Here is a 24,024-nt window from a genome sequence, read left to right on the forward strand (position 1 = left end):
ACCATGCGCCACGCGCTAGCTCTCTCGCTGGTCGCCCTACTCTTGGGCGGATGTGCCAGCAACCCTGCCGACCGTGATATCAGCGGCACCTGGATCAACCAGGTGGCGATCGATGCCGCATCCAAAGGCGGCCCCCTGCGTGAAGCGCTCCAGGCCTATGGCCCGAATCTGGAATGGAACGTCAACACCAGAGCCGGTCAGGCCCGCTACACCAATGGTTTTGAAAACGTCGAAGGCAAGCTGCTGGGCGAAAAGTCCGGCGCCTGGAATGTCGACTTTTATGGCAGCTCCGCCAGCGAGCTGAAGCGTGATGGCAAGCGACTGAACCAGGCTGCCAACGACAACGAGCCCGAGCAAGTCTTCGACCGTGCATCGGTCCAGGTTCCGGAAGGAGCGCCGATTGGCGCCAGTTTCGAGCGGGCGCTGTATTCGGCTTACATGGGCGGCAGCTGGAAAATCCTCAGTGGCCCGGGCGAAGGCAGCACCGTCCAGTTCCAGGCAGACGGCCAGGTCGCCGGTCTGCCCGGTGCAGATCGCTATGCCCTGTGCCTGGCGGGCGATTGCGCGTCGATGAGCGGCGGCAACGACAACATCTGGCTGCAGTTGAATGGCCAGGGCAATACCTGGATCTTTGCGCGCAAGGGCAAAGAACTGGAGATTTTCCAGACGGTGAACACTGCACTGGCGGACGAGATGCCTTCGTTCACACCGGGTGATCGCAAGTGGTTGCTCGAAAAGCAGTAAGCCGGCCCTGAGGCCAACGCAGAACCCATGTGGGAGCGAGCTTGCTCGCGAAAGCGGTGTAACAATCAACGATGATGTTGAATGTTATGTTCCCTTCGCGAGCAAGCCTGCTCCCACATTTGGTTTGAGGTGACTGGAAGTCAGCAGCGGCCTTCGAGGATCGCGGCATAACCTTCGCGGAAACTCGGATAGCGCGGTGTCCAGCCCAACGCCTTCGCCCGAGCATTGCTGCAGCGCTTGCTGCCGGCACGACGCACACTGGCATCATCGGCCCACTCGGTCACGCCCAGATACTCACGCAACCAGCCCACCACCTCTGCCATTGGCGCAGGCGCATCATCGACACCTATATAGGCATCATCCAGCGCCACTCCACGCCGATCCGACTCAAGCAGGAACGCCAGCAACCCCGCCGCGTCGTCGACGTGAATGCGATTGGCGTACAGCGGGGGATCGATCGCCACGCGATAACCGCGATGAACCTGAGTCAGTAGCCACTCTCGACCCGGACCATAAATACCGGTCAGACGCACGATGCTGGCCGGGATGCCACTATCACGCGCCACTTGCTCGGCTTCCAGCATCAAACGCCCCGAATAACCGCCCGCCACCGTCGGCGAGGTTTCATCGACCCACTCACCGTCCTGCTGACCGTAAACACTGCTGCTGGAGACAAACAGAATGCGCTTTGGCTGCTGGCCATGCCGCTTCAACCACCCCAGCACATGCTGCAAGCCTTCGACATAGGCGGCGCGATAGCCCGCCTCGTCGTGGTCGGTGGCAGCGGCGCTGTACACCAGATAGTCCAGTGGCGTGGTCGGCCAGTCAGCCGGGCATTGCGCGCTGAACAGGTCACCTGCAACGCCAACCACTCCGGCTGGCAAGCGCGACACATTGCGGCGCAGACCATAAACCTGCCAGTGCCCTGCCAGCAATTGCGTAGCCAGACGGCTGCCGACATCACCGCAGCCGGCGATCAAAACAGAAGGCGCGGACATCAGAAGACTCCCTCAAGAAAGGTACAGACTAGCGCCCGAAATGGATAAGCAGCTAGCAATGGAAGAAAAAAAGAGACGCTATTACTTTTGTTAACAAGAATTAATTGCAATAATGCCAGCCACTTTTGTTCTCGGCCTTACGAGGCCTGGAAGAACACTTACCGTCTTTTCCTCTCAGGTCCGGCCAGCATGACACGCAATCAACTCTCCGCTTCGCCAACCAAACGACCTCGCGCCTGGAGCGCGGTAGCCGCCCTGCTGCTCAGCCTGATGCTGGCGCCGACCGCCGCATTCGCCGATGCGCAAGCGCCGGCCACACAGCCCGCGGCCACTCAAACACCAGCCGTTCAAGCCGCACCTGTCGCGACCGATCCGGTCCAGGCCGTAGACGCCGCGGACATGCCGCAAGCTCTCGAAGCCGACAACTCCCTGGGCATGGCCCACGACCTGTCGCCATGGGGCATGTACCAGAACGCCGATATTATCGTGAAGATCGTGATGATCGGCCTGGCCATCGCCTCGATCATCACCTGGACCATCTGGATCGCCAAGGGCTTCGAGCTGATGGGCGCCAAGCGTCGTCTGCGCGCTGAAATCGTTCATCTGAAAAAAGCCGCCACCCTTAAGGAAGCCAGCACGACGGCGGCCAAGGAAGGCACCCTGGCCAACCTGCTGGTCCATGACGCGCTGGAAGAAATGCGCCTGTCGGCCAACAGCCGCGAGAAGGAAGGCATCAAGGAACGCGTGAGCTTTCGCCTCGAGCGCCTGGTTGCCGCCTGCGGTCGCAACATGAGCAGCGGCACCGGCGTGCTGGCCACCATCGGTTCCACCGCGCCGTTCGTCGGCCTGTTCGGCACCGTGTGGGGCATCATGAACAGCTTCATCGGCATCGCCAAAACCCAGACCACCAACCTCGCCGTCGTGGCCCCCGGCATCGCCGAAGCCCTGCTGGCGACCGCGCTGGGTCTGGTTGCAGCGATTCCTGCGGTGGTCATCTACAACGTCTTCGCCCGCTCCATTGCCGGTTACAAGGCACAAGTGTCCGACGCCTCGGCAGAAGTCCTGCTGCTGGTCAGCCGTGACCTCGACCACCAGCCGCCCGAGCGCAGCTCGCAACCGCACATGGTGAAAGTGGGGTAATCGGCCATGGGCCTGCATTTGAAAGAAGGCGCAGACGACGATCTGGCCGAGAACCACGAAATCAACGTCACGCCGTTCATCGACGTGATGCTGGTGCTGTTGATCATCTTCATGGTGGCGGCGCCGCTGGCCACCGTGGACATCAAGGTCGACCTGCCCGCCTCCACCGCCAAACCGGCGCCGCGGCCAGAGAAACCGGTGTTCCTCAGCGTCAAAGCTGACCAGCGCCTGTTCCTCGGCGAAGACGAAGTGAAGACCGAAGCCCTCGGCGCCACACTCGACGCCAAGACCCAGGGCAAGAAAGACACGACGATCTTCTTCCAGGCCGACAAAGGCGTGGACTACGGCGACCTGATGAGCGTGATGGACGCCCTGCGCGCCGCCGGCTACCTGAAGGTCGGTCTGGTCGGACTCGAGACGGCAGCCAAAAAATGATCAACACGCGCCAAAAGCTGACGCGTTACAGCGGTAGCCTGGCCGTGGTGCTGGGCGTCCATGCGCTGGCCATTGCGCTCGCGCTGAACTGGACCTCGCGCCCGCCGATCGAGCTGCCGCCGCAAGCGATGATGGTCGAGCTGGCGCCGATACCGGCCCCGCCACCGCCCGCACCGCCGAAGGTGATCACGCCGCCACAGCCACCGGCACCGGTGGAAGAACTGCCGATTCCAAAACTCGCTGAAGCGCCGAAGGCCGAGATTGCCGTGCCCAAGCCGGTCAAACCCAAGCCGAAGCCGCAACCGCCCAAGCCTGTGGAGAAAAAGCCGGAGCCACCGAAGGAAAAGCCTTCCGAGGAGAAGCCTAGCGACACGCAACCAACCCAGGCGCCGACGGAGAAGTCCGCTCAGCCGGCTCCCGGTCCATCGCCCGCGCAACAAGCAGCCAAGGCCAGTTGGCAAGCCACCCTGCTCGCGCACCTGGCCAAGAACAAAAGGTACCCGGCCAGTGCCCAGCAGCGAGGCAAGGAAGGTTTGAACCGTCTGCGCTTTGTAGTGGATGCCGAAGGTAACGTGTTGTCGTTCGAACTGGTGGGCCGCTCCGGCAACGCCGATCTGGACCGGGCGACCCTGGAAATGATTCGCCGCGCCCAGCCGCTGCCCAAACCACCGGCTGATATGCTGACCAACGACACCATCGAAATCGTTGCACCGTTTGTTTACTCGCTGGAACGCCGACGCTAAAAACACCGCCGCTCCCACAGGTTCTTCGGCGGTTACAAAACCTATAAAAGGCACCGAAAGGTGCCTTTTTGCATATCTGGAAACGGCAAACCTGCATTGCCCAGTGTCACTTAGCACACTCAGTCTGATAACGTGCGTCTATCGATTGCAGCCGGTATGCTTGGCCCGCAACTTCATGGACGCTTGCTATGACTCTCACAGAATTACGCTACATCGTTACCCTCGCCCAAGAGCAGCACTTCGGTCACGCGGCCGAGCGTTGCCACGTCAGCCAGCCAACCCTGTCGGTGGGCGTGAAAAAGCTTGAAGACGAACTCGGTGTGCTGATTTTCGAGCGCAGCAAGAGCGCCGTGCGCCTGACCCCGGTGGGCGAAGGCATTGTTGCCCAGGCGCAAAAAGTCCTGGAACAGGCCCAAGGCATCCGCGAACTGGCCCAGGCCGGCAAGAACCAGCTGACTGCACCGCTGAAAGTCGGCGCGATCTACACCGTCGGCCCGTACCTGTTCCCGCACCTGATTCCACAACTGCACCGGGTCGCCCCGCAGATGCCGTTGTACATCGAAGAAAACTTCACCCACGTGCTGCGCGACAAACTGCGCAACGGCGAGCTCGACGCGATCATCATCGCCCTGCCGTTCAATGAAGCCGATGTACTGACCTTGCAGCTCTACGACGAGCCGTTCTACGTCCTGATGCCAGCCCAGCATCCGTGGACGCAAAAAGAATCCATCGACGCCGCCCTGCTCAACGACAAGAGCCTGCTGCTGCTCGGCGAAGGCCACTGCTTCCGCGATCAAGTGCTGGAAGCCTGCCCGACCCTGGCCAAAGGCAACGACGGCGCCAAGCACACCACCGTGGAATCCAGCTCGCTGGAAACCATCCGCCACATGGTCGCCTCTGGCCTGGGCATTTCGATCCTGCCGCTGTCGGCGGTGGACAGCCACCACTACGCCCCGGGCGTGATCGAAGTGCGTCCATTGAGTGCGCCGGTGCCGTTCCGCACCGTAGCCATCGCCTGGCGCGCGAGCTTCCCACGGCCCAAGGCGATTGAAATCCTCGCCGACTCCATTCGCCTGTGCTCGGTGGCCAAGCCGCCAGCGCCGGTGGTGGCCGGTTAAGTCGCTGTCATGACCGAGTTGTCGCAAGTGTCGGTGACGGCACTCAAGGGTGTCGGCGAAGCCATGGCCGAGAAACTGGCCAAGGTCGGTCTGGAGAATCTCCAGGACGTGCTGTTCCACCTGCCGTTGCGCTATCAGGACCGCACTCGCGTGGTCCCGATCGGCCATTTGCGACCCGGGCAAGACGCGGTGATCGAAGGCACCGTCAGCGGCGCCGACGTGGTCATGGGCCGGCGCCGTAGCCTGGTAGTCCGTCTGCAGGACGGCACCGGCGGGCTCAGCCTGCGCTTCTACCATTTCAGCAACGCCCAGAAAGAAGGCCTCAAACGCGGCACGCGGATTCGCTGCTACGGCGAAGCCCGGCCCGGCGCCTCGGGGCTGGAGATCTACCACCCGGAATACCGCGCCATCACCGGTGACGAGCCGCCGCCGGTGGATGAGACCCTGACCCCGGTCTACCCGCTCACCGAAGGCCTGACCCAGCAGCGTTTGCGCCAGTTGTGCATGCAAACCCTGACCCTGCTCGGCCCCAGCAGCCTGCCCGACTGGCTGCCGACCGAACTGGCCCGGGACTATCAACTGGCGCCGCTGGCCGATGCGATCCGCTACCTGCATCACCCGCCCGCCGATGCTGACGTCGACGAACTCGCCCTCGGCCATCACTGGGCCCAGCACCGCCTGGCCTTCGAAGAGCTGCTGACCCATCAACTGTCCCAGCAACGCCTGCGCGAAAGCATGCGTGCCCTGCGCGCGCCGGCCATGCCCAAAGCCACCAAGCTGCCAGCACAGTATCTGGCCAACCTCGGCTTCACCCCGACCGGCGCCCAGCAACGGGTCGGCAACGAAATCGCTTACGACCTCAGCCAGCACGAACCGATGCTGCGGCTGATTCAGGGCGACGTGGGCGCGGGCAAAACCGTGGTCGCCGCCCTCGCCGCGCTTCAGGCACTGGAAGCGGGTTATCAGGTCGCACTGATGGCGCCCACCGAAATCCTCGCCGAGCAGCACTTCATCACCTTCAAGCGCTGGCTCGAACCGCTGGGCATCGAAGTTGCGTGGCTGGCGGGCAAGCTCAAGGGCAAGAACCGCGTGGCCGCGCTGGAGCAGATCGCGGGCGGCGCACCGATGGTGGTCGGCACCCACGCACTGTTCCAGGACGAAGTGCAATTCAAGAACCTGGCGCTGGCGATCATCGACGAACAGCACCGCTTCGGCGTGCAGCAGCGCCTGGCTCTGCGGCAGAAAGGCGTCGGCGGGCGGATGTGTCCGCACCAGCTGATCATGACCGCCACGCCGATCCCCCGGACGCTGGCCATGAGCGCCTACGCCGACCTCGACACCTCGATCCTCGACGAACTGCCCCCTGGTCGCACCCCGGTGAACACGGTGCTGGTCACCGACACCCGGCGCGTCGAAGTGATCGAACGGGTGCGCGGCGCTTGTGCCGAGGGCCGTCAGGCCTATTGGGTGTGCACGCTAATCGAAGAGTCGGAAGAGCTGACCTGCCAGGCCGCCGAAACCACACACGAAGACCTCACCGCCGCCCTCGGCGAGTTGAAGGTCGGCCTGATCCACGGCCGCATGAAGCCCGCCGAAAAAGCTGCCGTCATGGCCGAATTCAAGGCCGGCAACCTGCAACTGCTGGTCGCCACCACCGTGATCGAAGTTGGCGTGGACGTGCCCAACGCCAGCCTGATGATCATCGAAAACCCCGAACGCCTTGGCCTCGCACAATTGCACCAGTTGCGTGGCCGCGTCGGCCGGGGCAGCGCCGTCAGCCATTGCGTGCTGCTCTACCATCCACCGCTGTCGCAGATCGGCCGTCAGCGGCTGGGCATCATGCGCGAAACCAACGACGGTTTTGTCATCGCCGAAAAAGACCTCGAACTGCGCGGCCCCGGCGAAATGCTCGGCACACGCCAGACCGGCCTGCTGCAATTCAAGGTCGCGGACCTGATGCGCGACGCCGACTTGCTGCCCGCCGTGCGCGACGCCGCCCAGGCCTTGCTCGAGCGTTGGCCGGATCACGTCAGCCCGCTGCTCGACCGCTGGCTACGCCATGGGCAGCAATACGGCCAAGTGTGAGCACTGTCGCAGTTTCTGGACCCTGGCCTTAAACAAGCTGGTTATACTCCTGCAATTGTTTGAAAACGGATACAGACCATGACAGAAGCTGCCCTCGCCCCTGAAACCCCGCACGCTCCGTCTGTTATTCGGCTGCTGCTCGGCAAACTGGGCATCGCCTACCAGGAAGTCCTCGACCATCACGGCCTGAATGCCTCACGCAAAGTGCAGGCGGTTTTGCTGGACGATGCCGTCGGCGCGCTCATGGTGCTGTTTCCGCAAAGTCAATTGCTCGACCTCAACCGCCTCGCCGAACTCACCGGCCGCCGGTTGACCGCCGTATCCACCGAACGTTTGGTAAAAATGCTCGGCAAACACAGCCTGAGCCTGCTGCCCGGCCTGCCGGCGCTCACCAGCTCACCGTGCCTGTACGAAGAAAGCCTGCTGCGCGAACCGAAGTTGCTGATCAACTCGGGCGAGCCGGGCGTGCTGCTGGAAATCACCAGCGAAGATTTCAAAACCATGCTGACCAAGGCCAGCGCCGGCAACTTCGGCGAAGCCGTGCACAGCATCCGCCCGAACCTCGACCGTCCCGACGATGACCGCGAGGAAATCACCCAGGCCGTGCAAGCGTTCACCGCGCGGCGCATTCAGCAACGCCTGGAAGCGACCATCGAAATTCCGCCACTGGCCGAAACCGCGCAGAAAATCATCAAACTGCGGGTCGACCCCAACGCCACCATCGACGACATCACCGGCGTGGTCGAAACCGACCCAGCCCTGGCCGCCCAAGTCGTCAGCTGGGCGGCGTCGCCGTACTACGCCTCGCCGGGCAAGATTCGTTCGGTGGAAGACGCCATCGTCCGCGTGCTGGGTTTCGACCTGGTGATCAACCTGGCGCTGGGCCTGGCCCTGGGCAAAACCCTGAGCCTGCCCAAAGACCACCCGCAACACACCACGCCGTACTGGCAGCAATCGATCTACACCGCCGCCGTCATCGAAGGCCTGACCCGCGCCATGCCCCGCGCCCAGCGCCCGGAAGCCGGCCTGACCTACCTCGCCGGCCTGCTGCACAACTTCGGCTACCTGCTGCTGGCCCACGTCTTCCCGCCGCACTTCTCGCTGATCTGCCGTCACCTGGAGGTCAACCCGCACCTGTGCCATAGCTACGTCGAGCAACACCTGCTGGGCATCAGCCGCGAACAGATCGGCTCATGGCTGATGCGCTACTGGGACATGCCCGAAGAACTGGCCACAGCCCTGCGCTTCCAGCACGACCCAAGCTACGACGGCGACTACGCCGAGTACCCGAACCTCGTATGTTTGGCCGTGCGTTTGCTGCGTAGTCGCGGGATTGGTTCGGGTCCGGATGAAGACATTCCGGATGCCTTGCTGGAGCGTGTGGGCCTGACTCGCGACAAGGCCAACGACGTGGTCAGCAAAGTGCTTGAAGCTGAAGTGCTGCTGCGCGAACTGGCTTCGCAATTTGGCCAGGCCTAAAAGCATCGTCGGATCGCCGCCCGCACCAAGCCACGCTCCCACAGGACTCAGGTAATCCCTGTGGGAGCGGGCTTGCCCGCGATGAATCCCCCACCGATCTACCTGATCACCACAACCTCTGTGGCGAGGGAGCTTGCTCCCGCTCGACTGCGCAGCAGTCGCAACCCCGGCCCACACGGTCGACCTGAAACAACCCAATCTCAGGTTTAGGGCCGCTTCGCAGCCCAGCGGGAGCAAGCTCCCTCGCCACAAAAGCCTCCTGACTGGATCAAGGTTCTCAGGCCTTAGCCTTAGCCTTCCTAGGCTTCAGATACTTGGTCAACCCCTGAAACCAGATCACCAGCGCCGGGTTGCCCTTGATCTGAATCGACTTGTCCTGAATCCCCTGCATGAACGCCAACTGCTTGTTCTTCGCCTGCATCGTGGCAAAGCCATACGCCGCGTCTTTAAAGGCAATCGCAAACGCAGGCTCGGCATACACGCCCGACTTGCTGGTAATGCGCTGGTCCTTCACAAAGAAATGCCGAGCCACCTTCCCGTCCAGGGTCTGTAGCTGAAACACCAACGCCTTGTCACCCAATTGCTGCTGAAACGCAGGATTAGTCCGACTGGCCTTACCCATCAACAAACCCAGCATCCACAGAAGAAAACGAAATTTCATGCGCACAGCCTCAAAAGAAAAATGAACGGCCGGCGCAGTGTAGCCGCTTCAAGCAAGAACGCCACCATCGGGTTGCGTTAGAAGAAGATGAACCGCTTTTCCCGCATGATGACCGCCAAGTCACGCTTTGCACTTCATTCTGAGGGACCAGACCTACACCTAAAGAAACACATTCCTGTAGGAGCTGCCGAAGGCTGCGATCTTTTGATCCTGATGCCCTCAAACCACTCGGACATTTCCTTCAAAACGCCGGGCTGTCCATGAACTAGGCACCCTTGGCCTTCACCGATAACCTCTGTTCGTCACCGCAAAATCGGTGATTCGGACGTGCAAGTCCGATGGAGTACACATTCGGTTATGGCAATTCATCGAGCGTTTTCCTATGCTCGCGAATCGTTATGGCTGCTGTGTATGGGAGACCTTCGGGTCTGCCGGGTGACTCCACCGGTCTTGCACACCTATGCACAGCTGCCACCTCTTTCGAAGTGCACGCGAAACGGTGTCAGCTCCTTAAATTTTGGAGTAACACTTCATGTTCAAGCCAACACCGAATCCCCCAGAAAACCCAGCTACATCCCCCTACGAATCCTTAGATTCCAGAAAACTCCACGAAGCCGCCGAACGCGCCCTCGACCACCATTTCGCCCCACCCCCCAAAGAAAAACCCAAGCGCAAAGGCAAACTCTTCACCGTCTCCCCCGACATCGACACCGAAGCCCTCCTGGCCAACGCCTCGGAAGACCTGAAGTCCATCAGCGCCATCGCCGCCGACCTGGCTGACGACATCGACGGCACTCGAAGATCAGTAGCCCTGGCGCTCAGCAGAATGGCCGATGGGGTTCAGTTGTTAGTGGAGCGAGCGCTGGATCATATCGATTCGCCGAATCCGGCGGAGCATCGGGCTAAGGCATAAAGGGACCACAGAAAGAGAAAGGGGACGTTGAGTCCCCTTTCTCGATAATCTCGACTCACCACTGACAGCCTGTCTCTGGTGACGCCTCCATGCTGATATCTTGATCGAACGAATATTTCTTACCGGATTTGTAATTCGTATAGGTCATCCCATAGATCCGAGCACCCTGACGGACCATCTCATACTCACCCGTCAGCGCCCCCTCGGAAACTTCCACCCAAGTTGTCGTGAATTGATAGGGCCGATCCTCTGCCAGGATTTCTTGCTCGGTGCTTCGATGGACTAGAGAAATGGCCTTCTTCGACTTGCTATACCTAACCCCAGTGCCGCTCCATTGGGTAACCGAGTCGTAATAGGTTCTGAATTCGAAATTGATGTTTTTACCTTCCAGCGAACGGAAACACGAGACCTGTGTTGTGATCTCACTACGGGCCGTCAGCGGCAATACCAACAACAGCATTAAAAATAACTTCTTCACAGATCCCTCTGATCTCATTTTTTTGAAAACGATGTCGTGCTCTCAGTAGAGCTTACCGCATGCCTAAAGTGAAAAATCCGAGACTTTTGCAAGCCGCCAACATTGCCCACGAACAAACTGATACTCGAAGACATAATCGGTATCCGGCTTCTGCAGGATCGCCGTGGCGTTGTTGCCCCGCTCTTCCTTGACGGTCAACGTAAGACCATCGGCCTCTCGTTTCACACGATCCGGGATGATTGGAAACTTGATCTGATCACCACTGACGCTGCGTTTTTCCATCTCAGGCTCGGGATCTCCCGCTACGGTCGTGACCATTTTCAGCGGCTGTCGGACGAACGCTTTTTGCACGTCTGCGCGCTCGGAAAAGGCTGCGAGGAACGCTGAAAACTCGTTCGAGGGACAAGCAACATTGGCCGGGTGCATCTGCTCGATGGTTTGCAGGTTTTTGGCTAACGCTGGTTGTGACGAAAAACCGATGATTGATACAACCACGCATACACAACTAAAAAACCTGGCCATTTCCATTTACTTCCCTGTTGATCCACGAGCTGACCATTCTTCAAAGACTTGCACCGCCGACTTAAGGCCGCTCATAGTCGATCCTTTTAACCGCAGGACTCTCCTGCTGAGGCTGCCTCTTCGTGACGCCATAAGCCTTGATCAGACCTTCCCGACAACAAAGGGGACAGATTTATTTATCGAAAGTTAAATCTACCCCACAAATAAATCGCCCCCCTTTTTGGTCATAACTTACTTCGTTCGTTAACACGCTCAGGAATTTTTTTCTGCTTACCTGATGACACCATCAGATCGACATACTTCTTATAGTTGGCAGATGCCTTCTGCTTATCCCCTTTCGACCAGTACGCATCGGCTATATTAAGATAGGCAACTGTACGATCAGGACTATTCGATATCACCTTCTCGAGCAACCAAATAGCATCCTCATTAAAGCCCGCTTGCTGCCAATAGTATGCGATATCATTGTACGATTGTTGATTATTCACTGAGTACGCATACGCAGCAATGTACTTCTCCACAAACACTCGTTTAGGGAAGTCCTGGAAGCGAACTTTGTCCTTATAAAGTCTCGCAGTAGCGCTCTTAAACTCAATTAGAGTTTCAGCCTTTATAGAGCTGGTGATTTTTTTAACCAGTTCCTCCTTGTCCTTGCATTCCGACGTCGAACAAAGCTCTGATGAAGCCGACTCATCAACCTCATAACAATAAGGATGCTGGGCATCATTCTCGCTTGGAATTTTTTGCAAGCTAACTAGCTTATCTGAATCTGTATGCAGAGTCGTGCAATAAGGAACCAAACCAAACACATCCGGCACACCATTCTTATTTTTTCTTAAGTCGATAGTACTCACTATCTTACTGGTTTCAACCTTTCTCACAGACTCCTTATTGGCGCCAGAAACAAGCCAGAACGTATTCTCCTGTGAAGTGCAATTGCACTCACAACTTAAAATATATTCCCCAGTTCGTATATCCCACTTAGTTTTCGCCGTCTCGCCTGCCCCACAATAATTTTCGGCAACCAAAACTGTGCACACATTACTATCAGAATCACAAACCAAATCTTGGGCACCAGCTAAAGAGGAAGCCGCAAAAACCAGCGCCCCTAGGAAATAAGAAATATTAAATCTCACACACGTCTCCTTCGACTATTAAACCGTAATTTGAATTACTTCTAGTTTTAGTTATACCATTCATCGTCGCAGTGTATGCCTGCCCTTGAATTATTCCCATTCGGCGACTAAAGGCGTCGGACCGCCAGGCAGTTAAGGCTTTTTCTGCACGCTTCTTACATACAAATACAAGAAGCTCTTTCTGAGTTGTAATTTGGGCAACTGGGAATTCCGCCTGAATTAATTCCTTAGCGCTATTTAGATTATTTTGCTGCACACACAAATCAAACAAAGCACAATACGTCCTCAACTGAACTTTCACCATTAAATGCGGGGCAAGCTCTCGCATTAATGCAAGGCACGATTTAATATTGTCATTGTAATGAGCCGCAAACTTCAACTGTATTTTTCGGAATTCTTCCACTTCACCAACCTTCCTAAAGGCGGACTTCCAGTTAGGATTACTAGCAGCTACACCTGTAGCCCAATTCATCTGAGAAGGGATGCTCGCAGCATTTATCGCATTCAGCAAAGCCTGAAAGTTCATATTGGTGTCAAAACAGCTATCAAATTTGACCTGATTCTCCGACCTCATCGCCAGCAACAATGGCCCAAGTGTACCTTGCCCGAAATTCCACTGAATTATGCCAAAAGACACGCCTTGACCATCAAAGTTACCAGCCACGGCCTCGTAATCCAGCGTGTTTGAGGTTGAGCCCTCATAGCCGGAAGAAACAAGAAGGGCAACCTCTTGCGCCTTTTCCAAAGGAATACATACAGATGATAAAAAATTGTCTACGAAGCTAATCGGATGAAAATGCCAAATCACATCCGAACTCATGACTGCCTTGCCGGCAAGTTTTTCCCAAAAAATGTAATTAGTTATTCTTTCTTTTTCATGCTTCAACATTTTTGGAACTGCTTCAAATATTTTGTCCAACTTACTCCATTTCGCGGAATCTGCTTCGAACTTCCACTCGGTTGGATGATGAGCAATCAGTTTCGCCCACTGACCTCTAGTGTCAGCATTCTTCAACGCGTCAGCGAGCTCTTCTGGATCAACGTCACCATCGTGATTTTTATCGATTTTTTTGAAAAGATCCTTGAAGAACTGTGGCATGTCTTCGGGATCGAGAAAGCCATCCGCCGTGGCGTTGGACTCCTCAACTATCTGAAAGCCCAACTTCGTCCAATCATGCTGAGTGATAATTTCAGCGCCAGCCTTTTTGATCAGTCCAGAAACAGTTTGATCACCCTCAACAACGCTGATGTCATACCAATCTTCGTTGCCCTCCTTGATGATAGGAGCCTTGTTGAAGTCAATCGCATGCTCATTCTTGATTGGATCGCTGGTGCCAGTAGCAGGTAACTTCTTCTTTAATTTGGTTCCAATCGGCAAATACAGGTACTGCTTGCCAAGCTTTAAGCCCGCGAGGTTGTCGAGGAAGTTCTTGATGTCAGCCTCGGCGGTGAATATCTCCACATGAACCTGGAATTTACTGTCTGTCTGACCTTGCTCATTGACAAGGTTTTCAGTTTTACCCAAGTACCCAATTGGGTCGCCAGCCTTGATGCCGATGCTTGTTGATACAACATCAAAATCTGTAGGAGTTACAGTTTCCCACTGCACATACTGACTTTCCGGATCGCTTTCGATAATCGCCCAGAAATTTGACGGTACGCTCCCAGCGCCTTGCCATATGCTAGCTTCCACCGGTGTACATGGGGCCATTCGCCGCAGTTTGTTGTCGAGAACCAAGCTCACAACATCCTTACTATCGAACGCAATGATGCTGTTGACCGTGATCTCTCGATTTTCCTCTATACGCGCACCTGCTGGTTGCCCGCTTGAAGGATTCGCTGGTGCGGCATACATCGCCAAGCGTTGGCACGTCCTAGCTTTTACTTTCCCTTGCCAATAATTTGGCCTGGCACGTTCTGGTACATCGTCCGCGAGCCAAATACGTTTGGGTTGGGAGTTTTGGTAAGGTGCACCATTCTTCAAATAGGCGAACCAAACCTCTCTCCCTGCTTCACGAACTTTGTGTGACCCGTTCTTTACACTGCCGGAAAGGATTTTTCCTTTAGCATAGGTGACGTTACCGACGCTTCTCTGCTCCAGCACCTCAAGCTTGGTGCCCATAGCCAGTTTTCCGGGTGACTGAACGCTGCTAGTTTCGGGAAACTCGTCGTATGCCTTGAAGTCATTTACCTTCATGGTCACTTTGGGTTTCGGTGTTTCTTCCTCAGATAGCGGATAGCGCTTATAAGGCAGCAAATGCATATACAGACTGTAGAAGTTCAGCTTGTTTTGCTTGCCTTTGTTCGGCCCTTCTTCCGGGTTGGGTGCTGATTTGTACTCGTGACGCACTAGACAGAAGGAGTTGGAATACCTCAGCTTTTTCTCGTTGTCGCCGAAGGTCGACTCCAGATAATCCTCGTTAAGGCGATACGCAACGACTTCGCCATCGGCCATACAGCGAACCGGCTCATTCAGCACGCACTGTGGAGCGCTCCTGTCGGAGATGTGGATGCCACCGTGCCAAAATTTGTTGCTGCCCAGCAGGTAATGGCCCGACGCTTCACTTTCGATCGCCTTATAGACTTCTTCAGCGTCAGTGAACTGCTTACCATCTGCTTTTCTGAATGGATATTGAAAGTTCATCAGGGGAGCTGGGCTGGCTGGTGCCGGAGCGGGCGCCGGAGCTGGTGCAGGTGCGGGTGCGGGTGCAGGTGCTGCTCCTGTTCTGAACTCTTCTTTAGCTCGCAGAAATTTAGTAACTACTGGCCAGTAAAAGCTGGGAGGTTTTGGGCCAAATATCGCTTTGGCCGGGCCGGTGCTGTTTTGAGCCCCAAATATATGTCCGACCTTGGTAGCCGGATTGAAGTCTTCAACGATGCCCGTATGGAACAAAGGCGAACCGGGTCTGTTTGGGGCCGCATTGATCCAAAGCGCGATGTCACCTCGTCGCACATCTTGCGGTAGGACCGTTGTGTAGTAAGTGGAATTTTCCATGGTGCGTGTTTCTTCATACGGAATCTGGTAACCAGCTCCGGTGAGTAACAAGTTCACCATATGGGAACAATCAATCAGTTTTTTACCCGCAGCGTTTGTTCTAACACCGTCCCCGCCCATCAGATAAACGTAATCACCGCCGGTGTAGTTGTTCTTTAAATCAAGTGGCTCTGTCATTTCTGCATCCTGCAAATTAGTAGCAATGGCTGCCGGCTCGAGCCGCTTCAGTCGCTTGCGTTTTCAATCGATTTAAATTGTTCAGAGCGGTGCCGTTACCTTTGTCGGCAGCCAAGCGATAGCACGCCAGCGCTCTAGACATATCCTTGGTCACCAACTCCCCTGTTTCAAAGGAGTAACCCAAATAATTCATAGCATCAGCCGAGCCCATCGATGCCGCGCGAATAAGCTCCTTTTCAGCTTGTTCGGGGTGCTGGCAAGGGCCTTCAGCCGCAGGGTTATTTCCGTAGCAATAAAACGTTGATAGAGAGGCGGCACCATCGGCGAGAGTGGTCGCCGCTGCCTTGAAAAGCGCCTCAACCTTCTCCGTCTCAAGCTGTGGAGCCATACCTGAGAGACTCAAACTGGCAGCATTCAAGCTGGCTTGAGGATCCCCCGAAGCTGCAGCGCACAGGTAGTTTTCCAGCGAAGCCTCAAAAAATTCGCCTGTCAACCGGTACTGCTCCACTCCCCCCAGTCCTCCGTAAGCTTCCGCACGCTGAAAGCAGAAATTCTCGGCAGCGCTCATGGTCGGAGTACTCGCCACAACTAGGTCTTTCTCACTAATCGACCAGTCCTCGACCCCCTCTAGCACCCAGCACGCTTGACGGGAAAAGTTAAAAATCTTGATGTTGCTGTTACCCGCGCGCTTATCCACAACGTTGAAGTGCCTGTCGTCCACCGCTTCGACTTCAACACCTTCTGTCTTGTCTGTGGCTACGGGTGCCATCAGTGGAAACGCCAACGTGGAGCTGTTGACTCCCGTCGTTTGCGGCTCAAAATTTCTGCTCTCTCCCGCTGGCTTCAATACCAGCGACTTCACCGTCATCGCGGTCAGACGTTGCTGTGTTTCTGCGTTCGCAGAGAACGCTGGCAGAAATTGAGCGAAGTCTTCTGACGGACATTCATCCGCATAAACGCTGCCATGAAACAGGCTCAGCAGCGACGCGGTGAAAACCGCTACAGCGAAGCCATTGCTCTTCTTCAAAACACCATTCATGTCGATCACTCAGAAAACACAAAAAAAGCCTTCGGCTTAACCTTCTCAGGCACCGCATTCCCCAACGCCTGATCCATCAAACTCCCCGCCTTATCCTTATCCGCAGCCCCCGGCAGCACCGGCGGCTTAATCCCAATCCCGGTCCCCGAGCCTGCCGACCCACCGGCATTAATCTTCACCACCGGCCCAACCACGGTAACCCCACCCGCATCGAGCTTGATAAAACTCCCCCCGGCCTTAACCGTGAGCTCCATCCCAGCCTCGATAACAATCTTGTCCCCAGCCTTCAGGTGAATCTCCTTCCCGGCACTGGTCAGCTGCGCAGTCCCAAGCTTCACATGCTGGTTCTGCCCAACCGTCAGGTGATCATCCATCCGCGCTTCTGTCTTGCGGTCGGCGATGGTGGTGCGGTGTTCTTCGGCCTTCAGCTCGGTGTAGGTGTTCTTCACCACCGTATCGTGGCGTTCATTCCCCACCCGAATCTTCTGGTCATGCTCGATGTTTTCATCCCAATCCCGCTGGGCATGGATGAAGATCTGCTCCGCCCCTTTCTTGTCTTCAATCCGCAGTTCGTTGTACCCGCCGCCCCCCGGTGAGCTGAGGGTTTTGAAGACGGTGCGGGTTTTGTTCGCCGGCAGGTCGTAGGGAACCTGGTTTTCCTTGTGGTACAGGCAACCGGTTACCAGCGGTTGGTCGGGGTCGCCTTCGAGGAAGGTGACGAGTACTTCCATGCCGATGCGCGGGATGGCGATGGCGCCATAACGGTCGCCGGCCCAGCTCGAAGAGACGCGCATCCAGCAGCTGGTTTTGTCGTCGGCCAGGCCTTCGCGGTCCCAGTGGAATTGCACTTTGATGCGGCCGTATGGGTCGCAGTGGATTTCTTCTCCTTTGGGGCCGGTGACCATGGCGGTCTGGCTGCCGAGCACGCGGGGTTTTGGGTGTTCCAGGGCCGGGCGGTAGAACACGTTCCACGGGGTGGCGAGGAAGCGGTTGCGGTAGCCCTGGTGGAAGTCGTCTTTGTTGTCGGTGGTGTCGCTGGTGACCGCCTCTTCGAGCACTTGCGGCTGTTTGCCTTCGTGGACGACTTCGGTGAGTAGCCAGAGGTCGTTCCACTCGGTGCGTGGGTGGTCGGACATTTCCACGAAGTGGCCGCTGACGAGGGTGGTTTGGTCGCCATGGCCTTCGGCTTGTTGGTAGTCGGCGCGGTGGCGTTCGAGGGCGCGTTGGCTGAGGAATTTGCCACGGGCGCGGTCGAGGAAGCGGCCGGGGTAGTCGTAGTCTTCGAGGTCTGGTTCGGTGCTTCCGCCGTCGGGTTTGTAGGCGGCTTCAAGTCGCAGGTTGGGCTTTTCGAAGTCGTAGTCGCGGCGGGTGACGCGGCCGGTGCGGGTTTCCAGGCGTAGCTTGAAGCCTTTGATTACCGGTTCGTCGGCGACCATGCCGCTGCCTTGGACGTAGGCGGTGGGCTGGCCGAGTTTCGGGAACACGGTCTGGTCGTCGCCGAACACCAGCAGGTGGGCTTTTTCGCTGTGCTGGAAGTGGTAGTGAATGCCTTCTTCTTCGCACAGGCGCTGGACGAAGTGCAGGTCGGTTTCGTCGTATTGCACGCAGTAGTCGCGGTCCGGGCATGGGGTGCTCAGCTGGAAGCGGTAGGCGTTGCCCTTGATGCCGTGTTCTTCGAGGATCAGGGCGATGATTTTCGGCGCCGACATCTGCTGGTAGATGCGTTGGTTGGTGCGGTGATGCAGGTATTGCAGCTGCGGCACCAGGGAGACTTTGTAGCGGGTCAGGCGCTTGCCGGCATCACCTTGGGCGACGCGGTAGATCTGGCCGTGGATGCCGGAACCCTTTGGATCGAACGCCAAAAAGGCCTGCTTGTGCAGGAGTTTTTCCAGGTCCAGATCCGGATTTTCGCTGACCAGTTCGAGGTCGAAGCGATACGGCTGGCTGATGCCTTCGGTGCCGGTGAACGACAGCACTTGCAGGTCGCCGGCGTAGTCTTCGACTGTGAGGCTGAAGTGCGTTTCGTTAGCTGAGTTGAACATTGCTTGCTCCCTGTTCGGTAGTCATCCGTTACGCCCGCAGTCGAAGGCGTTGCAGCCAAGACGATGTGGCGCCCATAGCGTCACGCAGTTGGGCGGCAGTGATCGTTCGATCTGCCGCATCGAAAGCCAGCGCCGTTCGCAGGGCTGGCCAGCAGTGTTTCGGTAGATTCTTTGGTGCGTGCAGCTCGCGCTCCAGATGCCCGTCGCGGGCCTCGGTCGAGGGCAAGCGGCGGAACGGGTGTTTGCCGCCCGCCAATTCGTAGATCACGCAGGCCACGCCGTACACGTCCGCGCTGGCTGACAGCGGCTGGCCTTCGAGCAGTTCGGGGGCGGCGTAGCCGGGGGTCCAGGCGTTGAAGCGATTGCGGCTCAGGTGTGGCAGGCCGGGCAGGATGCCCTCTTGCGCCTGGCCGAGGCCGAAGTCGAACAGGCGCACGCCCTCTTCGCTGAGCATTACGTTGCTCGGCTTCATGTCACCGTGCAGCACGCCGCGAGCGTGGGCGTAGGCCAGCGCGTCGAGCAGCGGTAGCGCGATGTCGCGCAGTTCTGTCCACGGCAGGCCCAGGGGCCGCTCGCAGAGTAATTTGTCCAGGGTCAGCCCACGCATGAGTTCCATGGTGATGAAGGCGCGCTGGCAGTCGGTGTCCACTTCAAAGGTGTGCGGTCGCAGCACATTGTCGTGGCGCAGGCGTCGGGTCAGGGCGAACTCGCTGTAGAGCAAGGCACTGGCGTCCGGCGATTCGGCAAATTCTTCGCTGAGGATTTTCAGCGCGATGTAAGGGTCGGGATCGCCGAACTGTTCGCTCAGCAAGTCCCGTGCACGGTAAACCGCACCCATGCCACCGGCACCGAGCAGGCGCTCGATGCGGTAACGCCCCGCCAGCACGTCAGGCAGTGCACCGACGCTGGCCCGGGTGGGCGCCAACGCAGGCTCAGCCTTATGCGGCTTTCCGTTTAGAGGTTTGGCGAAGGCGAAGTAAGTCAGGTTATTGGCTTCTTCCTCGGTCACCAGCAGGTCGTCGATCGGTGGCATGAATTCAGTCATTGGCGGATCACCACGGCAGTCAGGTTGTCCCGGGCCGAGCCACGCAGGGCGCCGTCGAACAGGCGTTCCAGCGCAACGTGCGGCGCGGTCAGGCTCAGGGCATTGCCCAGGGCATCGCTGCTCAGCCCTTGATACAAACCGTCGCTGCACAACAGAAACGCATCGCCGGGATAGACCTCGAGTTCGAGCACGTCCAGGGTCAGCTGCTCGGCAGCCCCGACCGCACGGGTCAGGGCGTGGGCGGCTGGGTGAGCCTGGGCTTGCTCGACGCTCATGTTCTGCTCGTCGATGAGTTGCTGTTGCAGCGAATGGTCCTTGGACAGCTGATACAAACGCTGGCCGCGCCACAGGTAGCAGCGGCTGTCGCCGGCCCAGATGCAGGCCGCACGATTGCCTTCCACCAGCAGCGCCACCACGGTGCTGCCCATGATGCTGTCGTGGCGCCCAGCGGTGACGGTCAACTCCTGACCCAAACGGCGGTTGAGCCAGTGCAGGCACTGGCGAATACCTTTGAGTCGTTCGTCGAAGTCATTTTGCACCGGCAACTCCGCCAGGCTGGCGACGATCAACTGGCTGGCGATGTCGCCACCCTGATGACCGCCCATGCCGTCCGCGACCACCCACAGCCCCTGCTGTGGGCAGTCGAGAAAAGCATCTTCGTTGCGCGCCCGAACCTTGCCCGGATCGGTACGCGCAGCACTGCGCCAGGGACTGGCAACCAACATCAGAGCTGCACCGGCATACGGAAGGTGCGCAGCACGCCCATATCGAACGGGTTCGGCGTGCGCTGGCTGCTGAGCAGGTAATTGGCGCGCAGGCCACCCACATCAGCCTTGAGCACCAGCACGTCGCGACCGGTCAGGTACTCGGTCTGCATCAGGTCGAACAGACGGAACAGCGACCATGGGCCGGTGTTCTTTTCGATGCCGATCGGGCGGCCAGCCATTTTGTCGAGGACCAGGCTGGTGCGACCGTCTTCAGCGTCGGTCGGCCATTTGAACGACACCGGCACGATCGGGCCGTGGCGGTATTCAATGGTCTTATCGCCAAACTTGAACTCGGAACGGCTGACGGCCGGGTCAAGGGTGTACGGCTCCAGTTTGAACTGCACTTGCGGCTCGGCCGGGTTGATGGCGAAGAAGCTCTGGCGGATCACTTGTGCCGCGGCCATCTGGTCGAGGTAGACCTTGGAGATCGGCATGCTGTGACCGTCGATGCTGCGCAGGCGGTAGTTGCCTGGATCGCCACTGACGAATGGACGCATGTAGGTATCAAAGAACCGATCGGCGATGCCCTGAGCCTTGAAGAACTCGCGGAAGTCGCTGATCGCGACGTCGCTGGTGCTGTGGGCACTGAACGGGTAACGCTTGTTGATCGCCTTGCCGTAGAAGCTGTACAGCTCGCTCTGATAACGCTGGTTCAGGTACTGGTAGGAATCGTTGAGCACCAGACGCCAGGTGTCTTCGGCCAGCACGTTGAACCACACGCTCACCGGACGCGGCAGACGGTTCGACGCATTGCGCAGGTTGCTCAGCGCATCACGCTGGCCGCTCATGCGGGTCTTGGCCATTTCGAACGCAGCCTGCTCCGGTGAACTGGCGCGGGCCAGGCTGGCCATTTGCATTTGCAGGTCGTTGAGTGCTTGCAGGGCCGGAGTCAAATCAGCGGCCGGGCCGTTGTTGTCATCCAGCAAGCGGTGCAATGGTTCGAAGCGACGTTGCAGGGATTTCTTCGCGGTGTCCGGCAGGTTTTTGGTCGCGGCCATGTCAGACGCCGCGTCCGCTGCGGCCGACGCCAGTTTGCCCAACTTGCCGAGCTTGCCCTTCTGCTCGCCCAGTTTCGCGGCGGCATCGGCGGCTTCATCAACCGGTTCGGCTTCCGCCGGGAAACGGGTGTTCTCGCGCACTTCCACCAGCAGTTGCAGCACCGGGGAATTGGCCGACGTCAGGCCCGCCAGTTGCTCGGCACCCTCACTGAAATCGCTGATCGCGGGTAGAGCCACCTGGCCGACCGCTTCGCTCCAGAAGTTGGCGTAGTCGCGGAAGTACAGCTGCTCCAGCTCGACCATCAGGCGACGCAAGTCCATGCCGCTGATGCCCGAGCCTTCGCCCAGTACCCAGTTATCACGCAGGATATCGGTGACCAACGCAGCGCCCTGGACCGAGAAATACTGCTGATAGCCTTGCTGGGTGTAGAACCCCGGGATCACGTAATCGGTGCCGACAAACAACGAACCCTGCGGGCCGATGTGTTGGCTCAGGCGGTATTCCGGCAGGTTGCGAGCCTGCTCGCGCAGCATCCGGTAAACCACGTTGGCCAGCGACTCGCTGCGCAGCACCTGACGCGCCTGCGCCACCAGTTGTTCGTTGAGCGGGTAGATAAACGGCTGCTTGAGCAAACGCTCGAAGTGGGTGTTCAAACCGTTCTGCACCGCGGTGTTGCCGGCGTAGCGCAGGGACCAGTCAGTGGCGACCCAATCCTTGAGCCATGCCGCATCGCGGCGATCTTTCATGTTCAGCATCAGGTATGCGCGCAGGCTGTTGAGCAGGCGTTCGCGGTCCTTCATGTTGGCGCGGATCTGCCCTTCCAGCAGCGTCGCAACCCGTGGCAGCAGTTGCGCTTCGAGCTCACGCTCGTAGGCGCTCTTGACCACCGGATTGGCGTCTTCGCCTTGGTACAGGCCGCCGCGCTCGTGGTACGACACGTCACCTTTGTGGGGGAAGACTTGAGTCGCCGCGTAGCTGGTGTCGAGGGTCTTGAGCACCGCCATGGAGTCATCGCGTGCGGTCAATGCCGAGCGTTGTTGCTTCCAGGTTTGTGCCAGGGAACGCAGGTTTTCCAGACGCTCATAGTTGGCCGAGAATCCACCGGCCCAGAGCATGCCAAACAGCGCCAGTGCCGCCAGTGCGCCCACGTACAGGGCACGCTGGCCCCAGTGGATGCGGCTGCGCTCGCGCTTGTCCAGACCGGCCAGGTCGGCCTCGGGGAAGATCACCCGGCTGAGCAAATGATGAATGAACCGCGAACGGCCGCTGCGCAGGGTCGGCAGCATGCCGGCGTTCATGCCCAGGCTGGCGCCGATGCCGGCGGTGGTCTGGTCCATCTGTTGAGTCAGGTGCGGCGCGCTGGTCAGGTAGAAACCGCGCAACTGGCTGACACGCTGGTAGCGGTTGCCGGTGAACGCCAGGTCGACGAACAGGCACAGGCGCTCGCCGATCTGCCCCAGTTGATGCGGGAAATCGAGGATGCGGCCACGGCGCTGGGTGTCGCGCTCCTGGTGCATGCGCATGATCACCTGGCTGTTGAGGCGACGCAGCAGCTCTTCGAACTCGGCGCGCAGCACGGTCACGTCGGTGCCGCTCTGCTCTTTGCGGAAGCTGGTGCCGAGGACCTGATCGCTTTCTTCGCGGGTCAGTTGATCGAAGAACTCGTCGAAACCGAGCAGGCGATCGGCCTTGCTCAACACCAGATAAATCGGCACATCGACGTGCAATTTCTGATGCACGTCTTGAAGACGCGCACGCACCTGGCGGGCCAGGGTTTCAAGGTCCTGCTCGCTGCCGCCCAGCAGGGTTTCCACCGGAATGGTCACCAGCACGCCGTTCAACGGACGGTTACGGCGACGCTTGCGCAGCAGGTCGAGCAAGGTGCTCCAGGCACTGCCATCGACTTCGGCATCCGGCTGGGTCAGGTAACGCCCGGCGGTGTCGATCAGCACGCCGTGGTCGGCGAAGTACCAGTCGCAATGCCGCGTGCCGAGGGTGTCGCGGGTGAGTTTGCGGTCGATCTTGTTGATCGGAAACTCAAGGCCCGAGAAGTCCAGCAGGCTGGTCTTGCCGCTGCCCTGCGGGCCGATCAGCAAGTACCACGGCAAATCACTGCGCCAGAGTTCACTGCGGCCGCGATACAGGCTCGACGTCTTCAGGGTTTTCAGGGCGTCCTTGAAACGCACCTTCAACTCTTTCTCTTCTTCGTCGATCAGCTCTTCACGGCGGATACGGTCCTGGCCGTCTTCGGTGGCTTCCACAGCTTTTTTGCGCACACCGGCGCGCCAGCTGACGAAGACCATGGTCAGGCCCCAGATCAGGAACAGCACACTGATGGTCAGCAAACGGGAGGTCGAACCTTCCCAGAATTTGTAGTCATTGACCGCCAGCAGCGGCCCGACGAACCACACCAGCAGCGCAACGAACAGCACCAGCAGCAGGGTCCAGACCCAGGTCTGGCGCAGGAAGGCGCCGACTTTCTTGAAAAACTTTTTCATCACACGTCCC

General features: G+C 58.4%; 19 protein-coding genes. 8 read left to right on the plus strand and 11 right to left on the minus strand.

All coding sequences use genetic code 11. From position 1 onward, the window contains the following. Window positions 1–3 precede the first annotated feature (3 nt). Window positions 4–744 (plus strand): hypothetical protein, encoded by a 741-nt coding sequence (locus tag PSH69_RS29115; protein WP_018927479.1) that lies wholly within the window; start codon window positions 4–6, stop codon window positions 742–744. Window positions 745–884: 140 nt separating this feature from the next. On the opposite strand, the gene PSH69_RS29120 is transcribed toward PSH69_RS29115, so the two are convergent. Continuing rightward, window positions 885–1,742: an SDR family oxidoreductase gene (locus PSH69_RS29120; RefSeq protein WP_305410519.1), complete on the minus strand. Its 858-nt coding sequence runs from the start codon at window positions 1,740–1,742 to the stop codon at window positions 885–887. 189 nt (window positions 1,743–1,931) lie between these two features. On the opposite strand from PSH69_RS29120, the gene exbB reads away from it, so the two are divergent. The 6 genes from exbB (at window position 1,932) to PSH69_RS29150 (ending at window position 8,742) form a co-directional block, all read left to right on the plus strand. Further along, entirely contained in the window at window positions 1,932–2,882 is a 951-nt protein-coding gene (gene exbB / locus PSH69_RS29125) for a tonB-system energizer ExbB (RefSeq protein ID WP_305410520.1), read from the plus strand. Window positions 2,883–2,888: 6 nt separating this feature from the next. Beyond that, window positions 2,889–3,317: a TonB system transport protein ExbD gene (exbD, locus tag PSH69_RS29130; RefSeq protein ID WP_007934588.1), complete on the plus strand. Its 429-nt coding sequence runs from the start codon at window positions 2,889–2,891 to the stop codon at window positions 3,315–3,317. Then, the gene (locus tag PSH69_RS29135) at window positions 3,314–4,060 is read left to right on the plus strand and encodes an energy transducer TonB (protein WP_305410521.1); all 747 of its coding nucleotides are present in this window, start codon (window positions 3,314–3,316) and stop codon (window positions 4,058–4,060) included. Before exbD ends, PSH69_RS29135 begins: the two co-directional genes overlap by 4 nt. Window positions 4,061–4,248: 188 nt before the next feature. Next, window positions 4,249–5,178, plus strand: coding sequence for a hydrogen peroxide-inducible genes activator (locus tag PSH69_RS29140; RefSeq protein ID WP_008007618.1), 930 nt, complete (start codon window positions 4,249–4,251; stop codon window positions 5,176–5,178). Window positions 5,179–5,187: 9 nt separating this feature from the next. Then, complete coding sequence (recG, locus tag PSH69_RS29145; RefSeq protein ID WP_019650087.1) at window positions 5,188–7,263, plus strand: ATP-dependent DNA helicase RecG; 2,076 nt, start codon at window positions 5,188–5,190, stop codon at window positions 7,261–7,263. A 78-nt stretch (window positions 7,264–7,341) separates the two neighbouring features. After that, complete coding sequence (locus tag PSH69_RS29150) at window positions 7,342–8,742, plus strand: aminoacyl-tRNA deacylase and HDOD domain-containing protein (protein WP_305410522.1); 1,401 nt, start codon at window positions 7,342–7,344, stop codon at window positions 8,740–8,742. A gap of 277 nt (window positions 8,743–9,019) precedes the next feature. On the opposite strand, the gene PSH69_RS29155 is transcribed toward PSH69_RS29150, so the two are convergent. After that, window positions 9,020–9,403, minus strand: coding sequence for a helicase (locus tag PSH69_RS29155; RefSeq protein ID WP_305410523.1), 384 nt, complete (start codon window positions 9,401–9,403; stop codon window positions 9,020–9,022). A 532-nt stretch (window positions 9,404–9,935) separates the two neighbouring features. On the opposite strand from PSH69_RS29155, the gene PSH69_RS29160 reads away from it, so the two are divergent. Beyond that, window positions 9,936–10,316, plus strand: coding sequence for a DUF6124 family protein (locus PSH69_RS29160; protein WP_305410524.1), 381 nt, complete (start codon window positions 9,936–9,938; stop codon window positions 10,314–10,316). Window positions 10,317–10,371: 55 nt separating this feature from the next. On the opposite strand, the gene PSH69_RS29165 is transcribed toward PSH69_RS29160, so the two are convergent. The 9 genes from PSH69_RS29165 to tssM form a co-directional block, all read right to left on the minus strand. After that, window positions 10,372–10,776, minus strand: a complete 405-nt coding sequence (locus PSH69_RS29165; protein ID WP_018927471.1) for a hypothetical protein — start codon at window positions 10,774–10,776, stop codon at window positions 10,372–10,374. Between the two features lie 81 nt (window positions 10,777–10,857). Next, a complete protein-coding gene (locus PSH69_RS29170) occupies window positions 10,858–11,322 on the minus strand; it encodes a hypothetical protein (protein ID WP_305410525.1) in 465 nt (154 codons plus the stop codon). Between the two features lie 218 nt (window positions 11,323–11,540). Continuing rightward, complete coding sequence (locus PSH69_RS29175; protein ID WP_305410526.1) at window positions 11,541–12,452, minus strand: tetratricopeptide repeat protein; 912 nt, start codon at window positions 12,450–12,452, stop codon at window positions 11,541–11,543. Continuing rightward, window positions 12,442–15,624 (minus strand): EF-hand domain-containing protein, encoded by a 3,183-nt coding sequence (locus tag PSH69_RS29180; RefSeq protein WP_305410527.1) that lies wholly within the window; start codon window positions 15,622–15,624, stop codon window positions 12,442–12,444. The genes PSH69_RS29175 and PSH69_RS29180 overlap by 11 nt, the downstream gene beginning before the upstream one ends. A gap of 16 nt (window positions 15,625–15,640) precedes the next feature. After that, window positions 15,641–16,663, minus strand: coding sequence for a tetratricopeptide repeat protein (locus PSH69_RS29185; protein ID WP_258671645.1), 1,023 nt, complete (start codon window positions 16,661–16,663; stop codon window positions 15,641–15,643). 5 nt (window positions 16,664–16,668) lie between these two features. Continuing rightward, window positions 16,669–18,705 carry a type VI secretion system tip protein VgrG gene (locus PSH69_RS29190; RefSeq protein WP_305410528.1) on the minus strand — a complete coding sequence of 679 codons (2,037 nt, stop codon included), beginning with the start codon at window positions 18,703–18,705 and terminating at the stop codon, window positions 16,669–16,671. Window positions 18,706–18,733: 28 nt separating this feature from the next. After that, entirely contained in the window at window positions 18,734–19,750 is a 1,017-nt protein-coding gene (locus PSH69_RS29195; protein WP_305410529.1) for a serine/threonine-protein kinase, read from the minus strand. Then, entirely contained in the window at window positions 19,747–20,475 is a 729-nt protein-coding gene (locus tag PSH69_RS29200) for a PP2C family serine/threonine-protein phosphatase (protein WP_305410530.1), read from the minus strand. The genes PSH69_RS29195 and PSH69_RS29200 overlap by 4 nt, the downstream gene beginning before the upstream one ends. Then, window positions 20,475–24,014, minus strand: a complete 3,540-nt coding sequence (gene tssM / locus PSH69_RS29205) for a type VI secretion system membrane subunit TssM (protein WP_305410531.1) — start codon at window positions 24,012–24,014, stop codon at window positions 20,475–20,477. The genes PSH69_RS29200 and tssM overlap by 1 nt, the downstream gene beginning before the upstream one ends. Window positions 24,015–24,024 lie beyond the last annotated feature (10 nt).

The sequence above is a fragment of the Pseudomonas sp. FP1740 genome, from assembly GCF_030687165.1.
In the GTDB taxonomy this organism is placed as follows: domain Bacteria; phylum Pseudomonadota; class Gammaproteobacteria; order Pseudomonadales; family Pseudomonadaceae; genus Aquipseudomonas.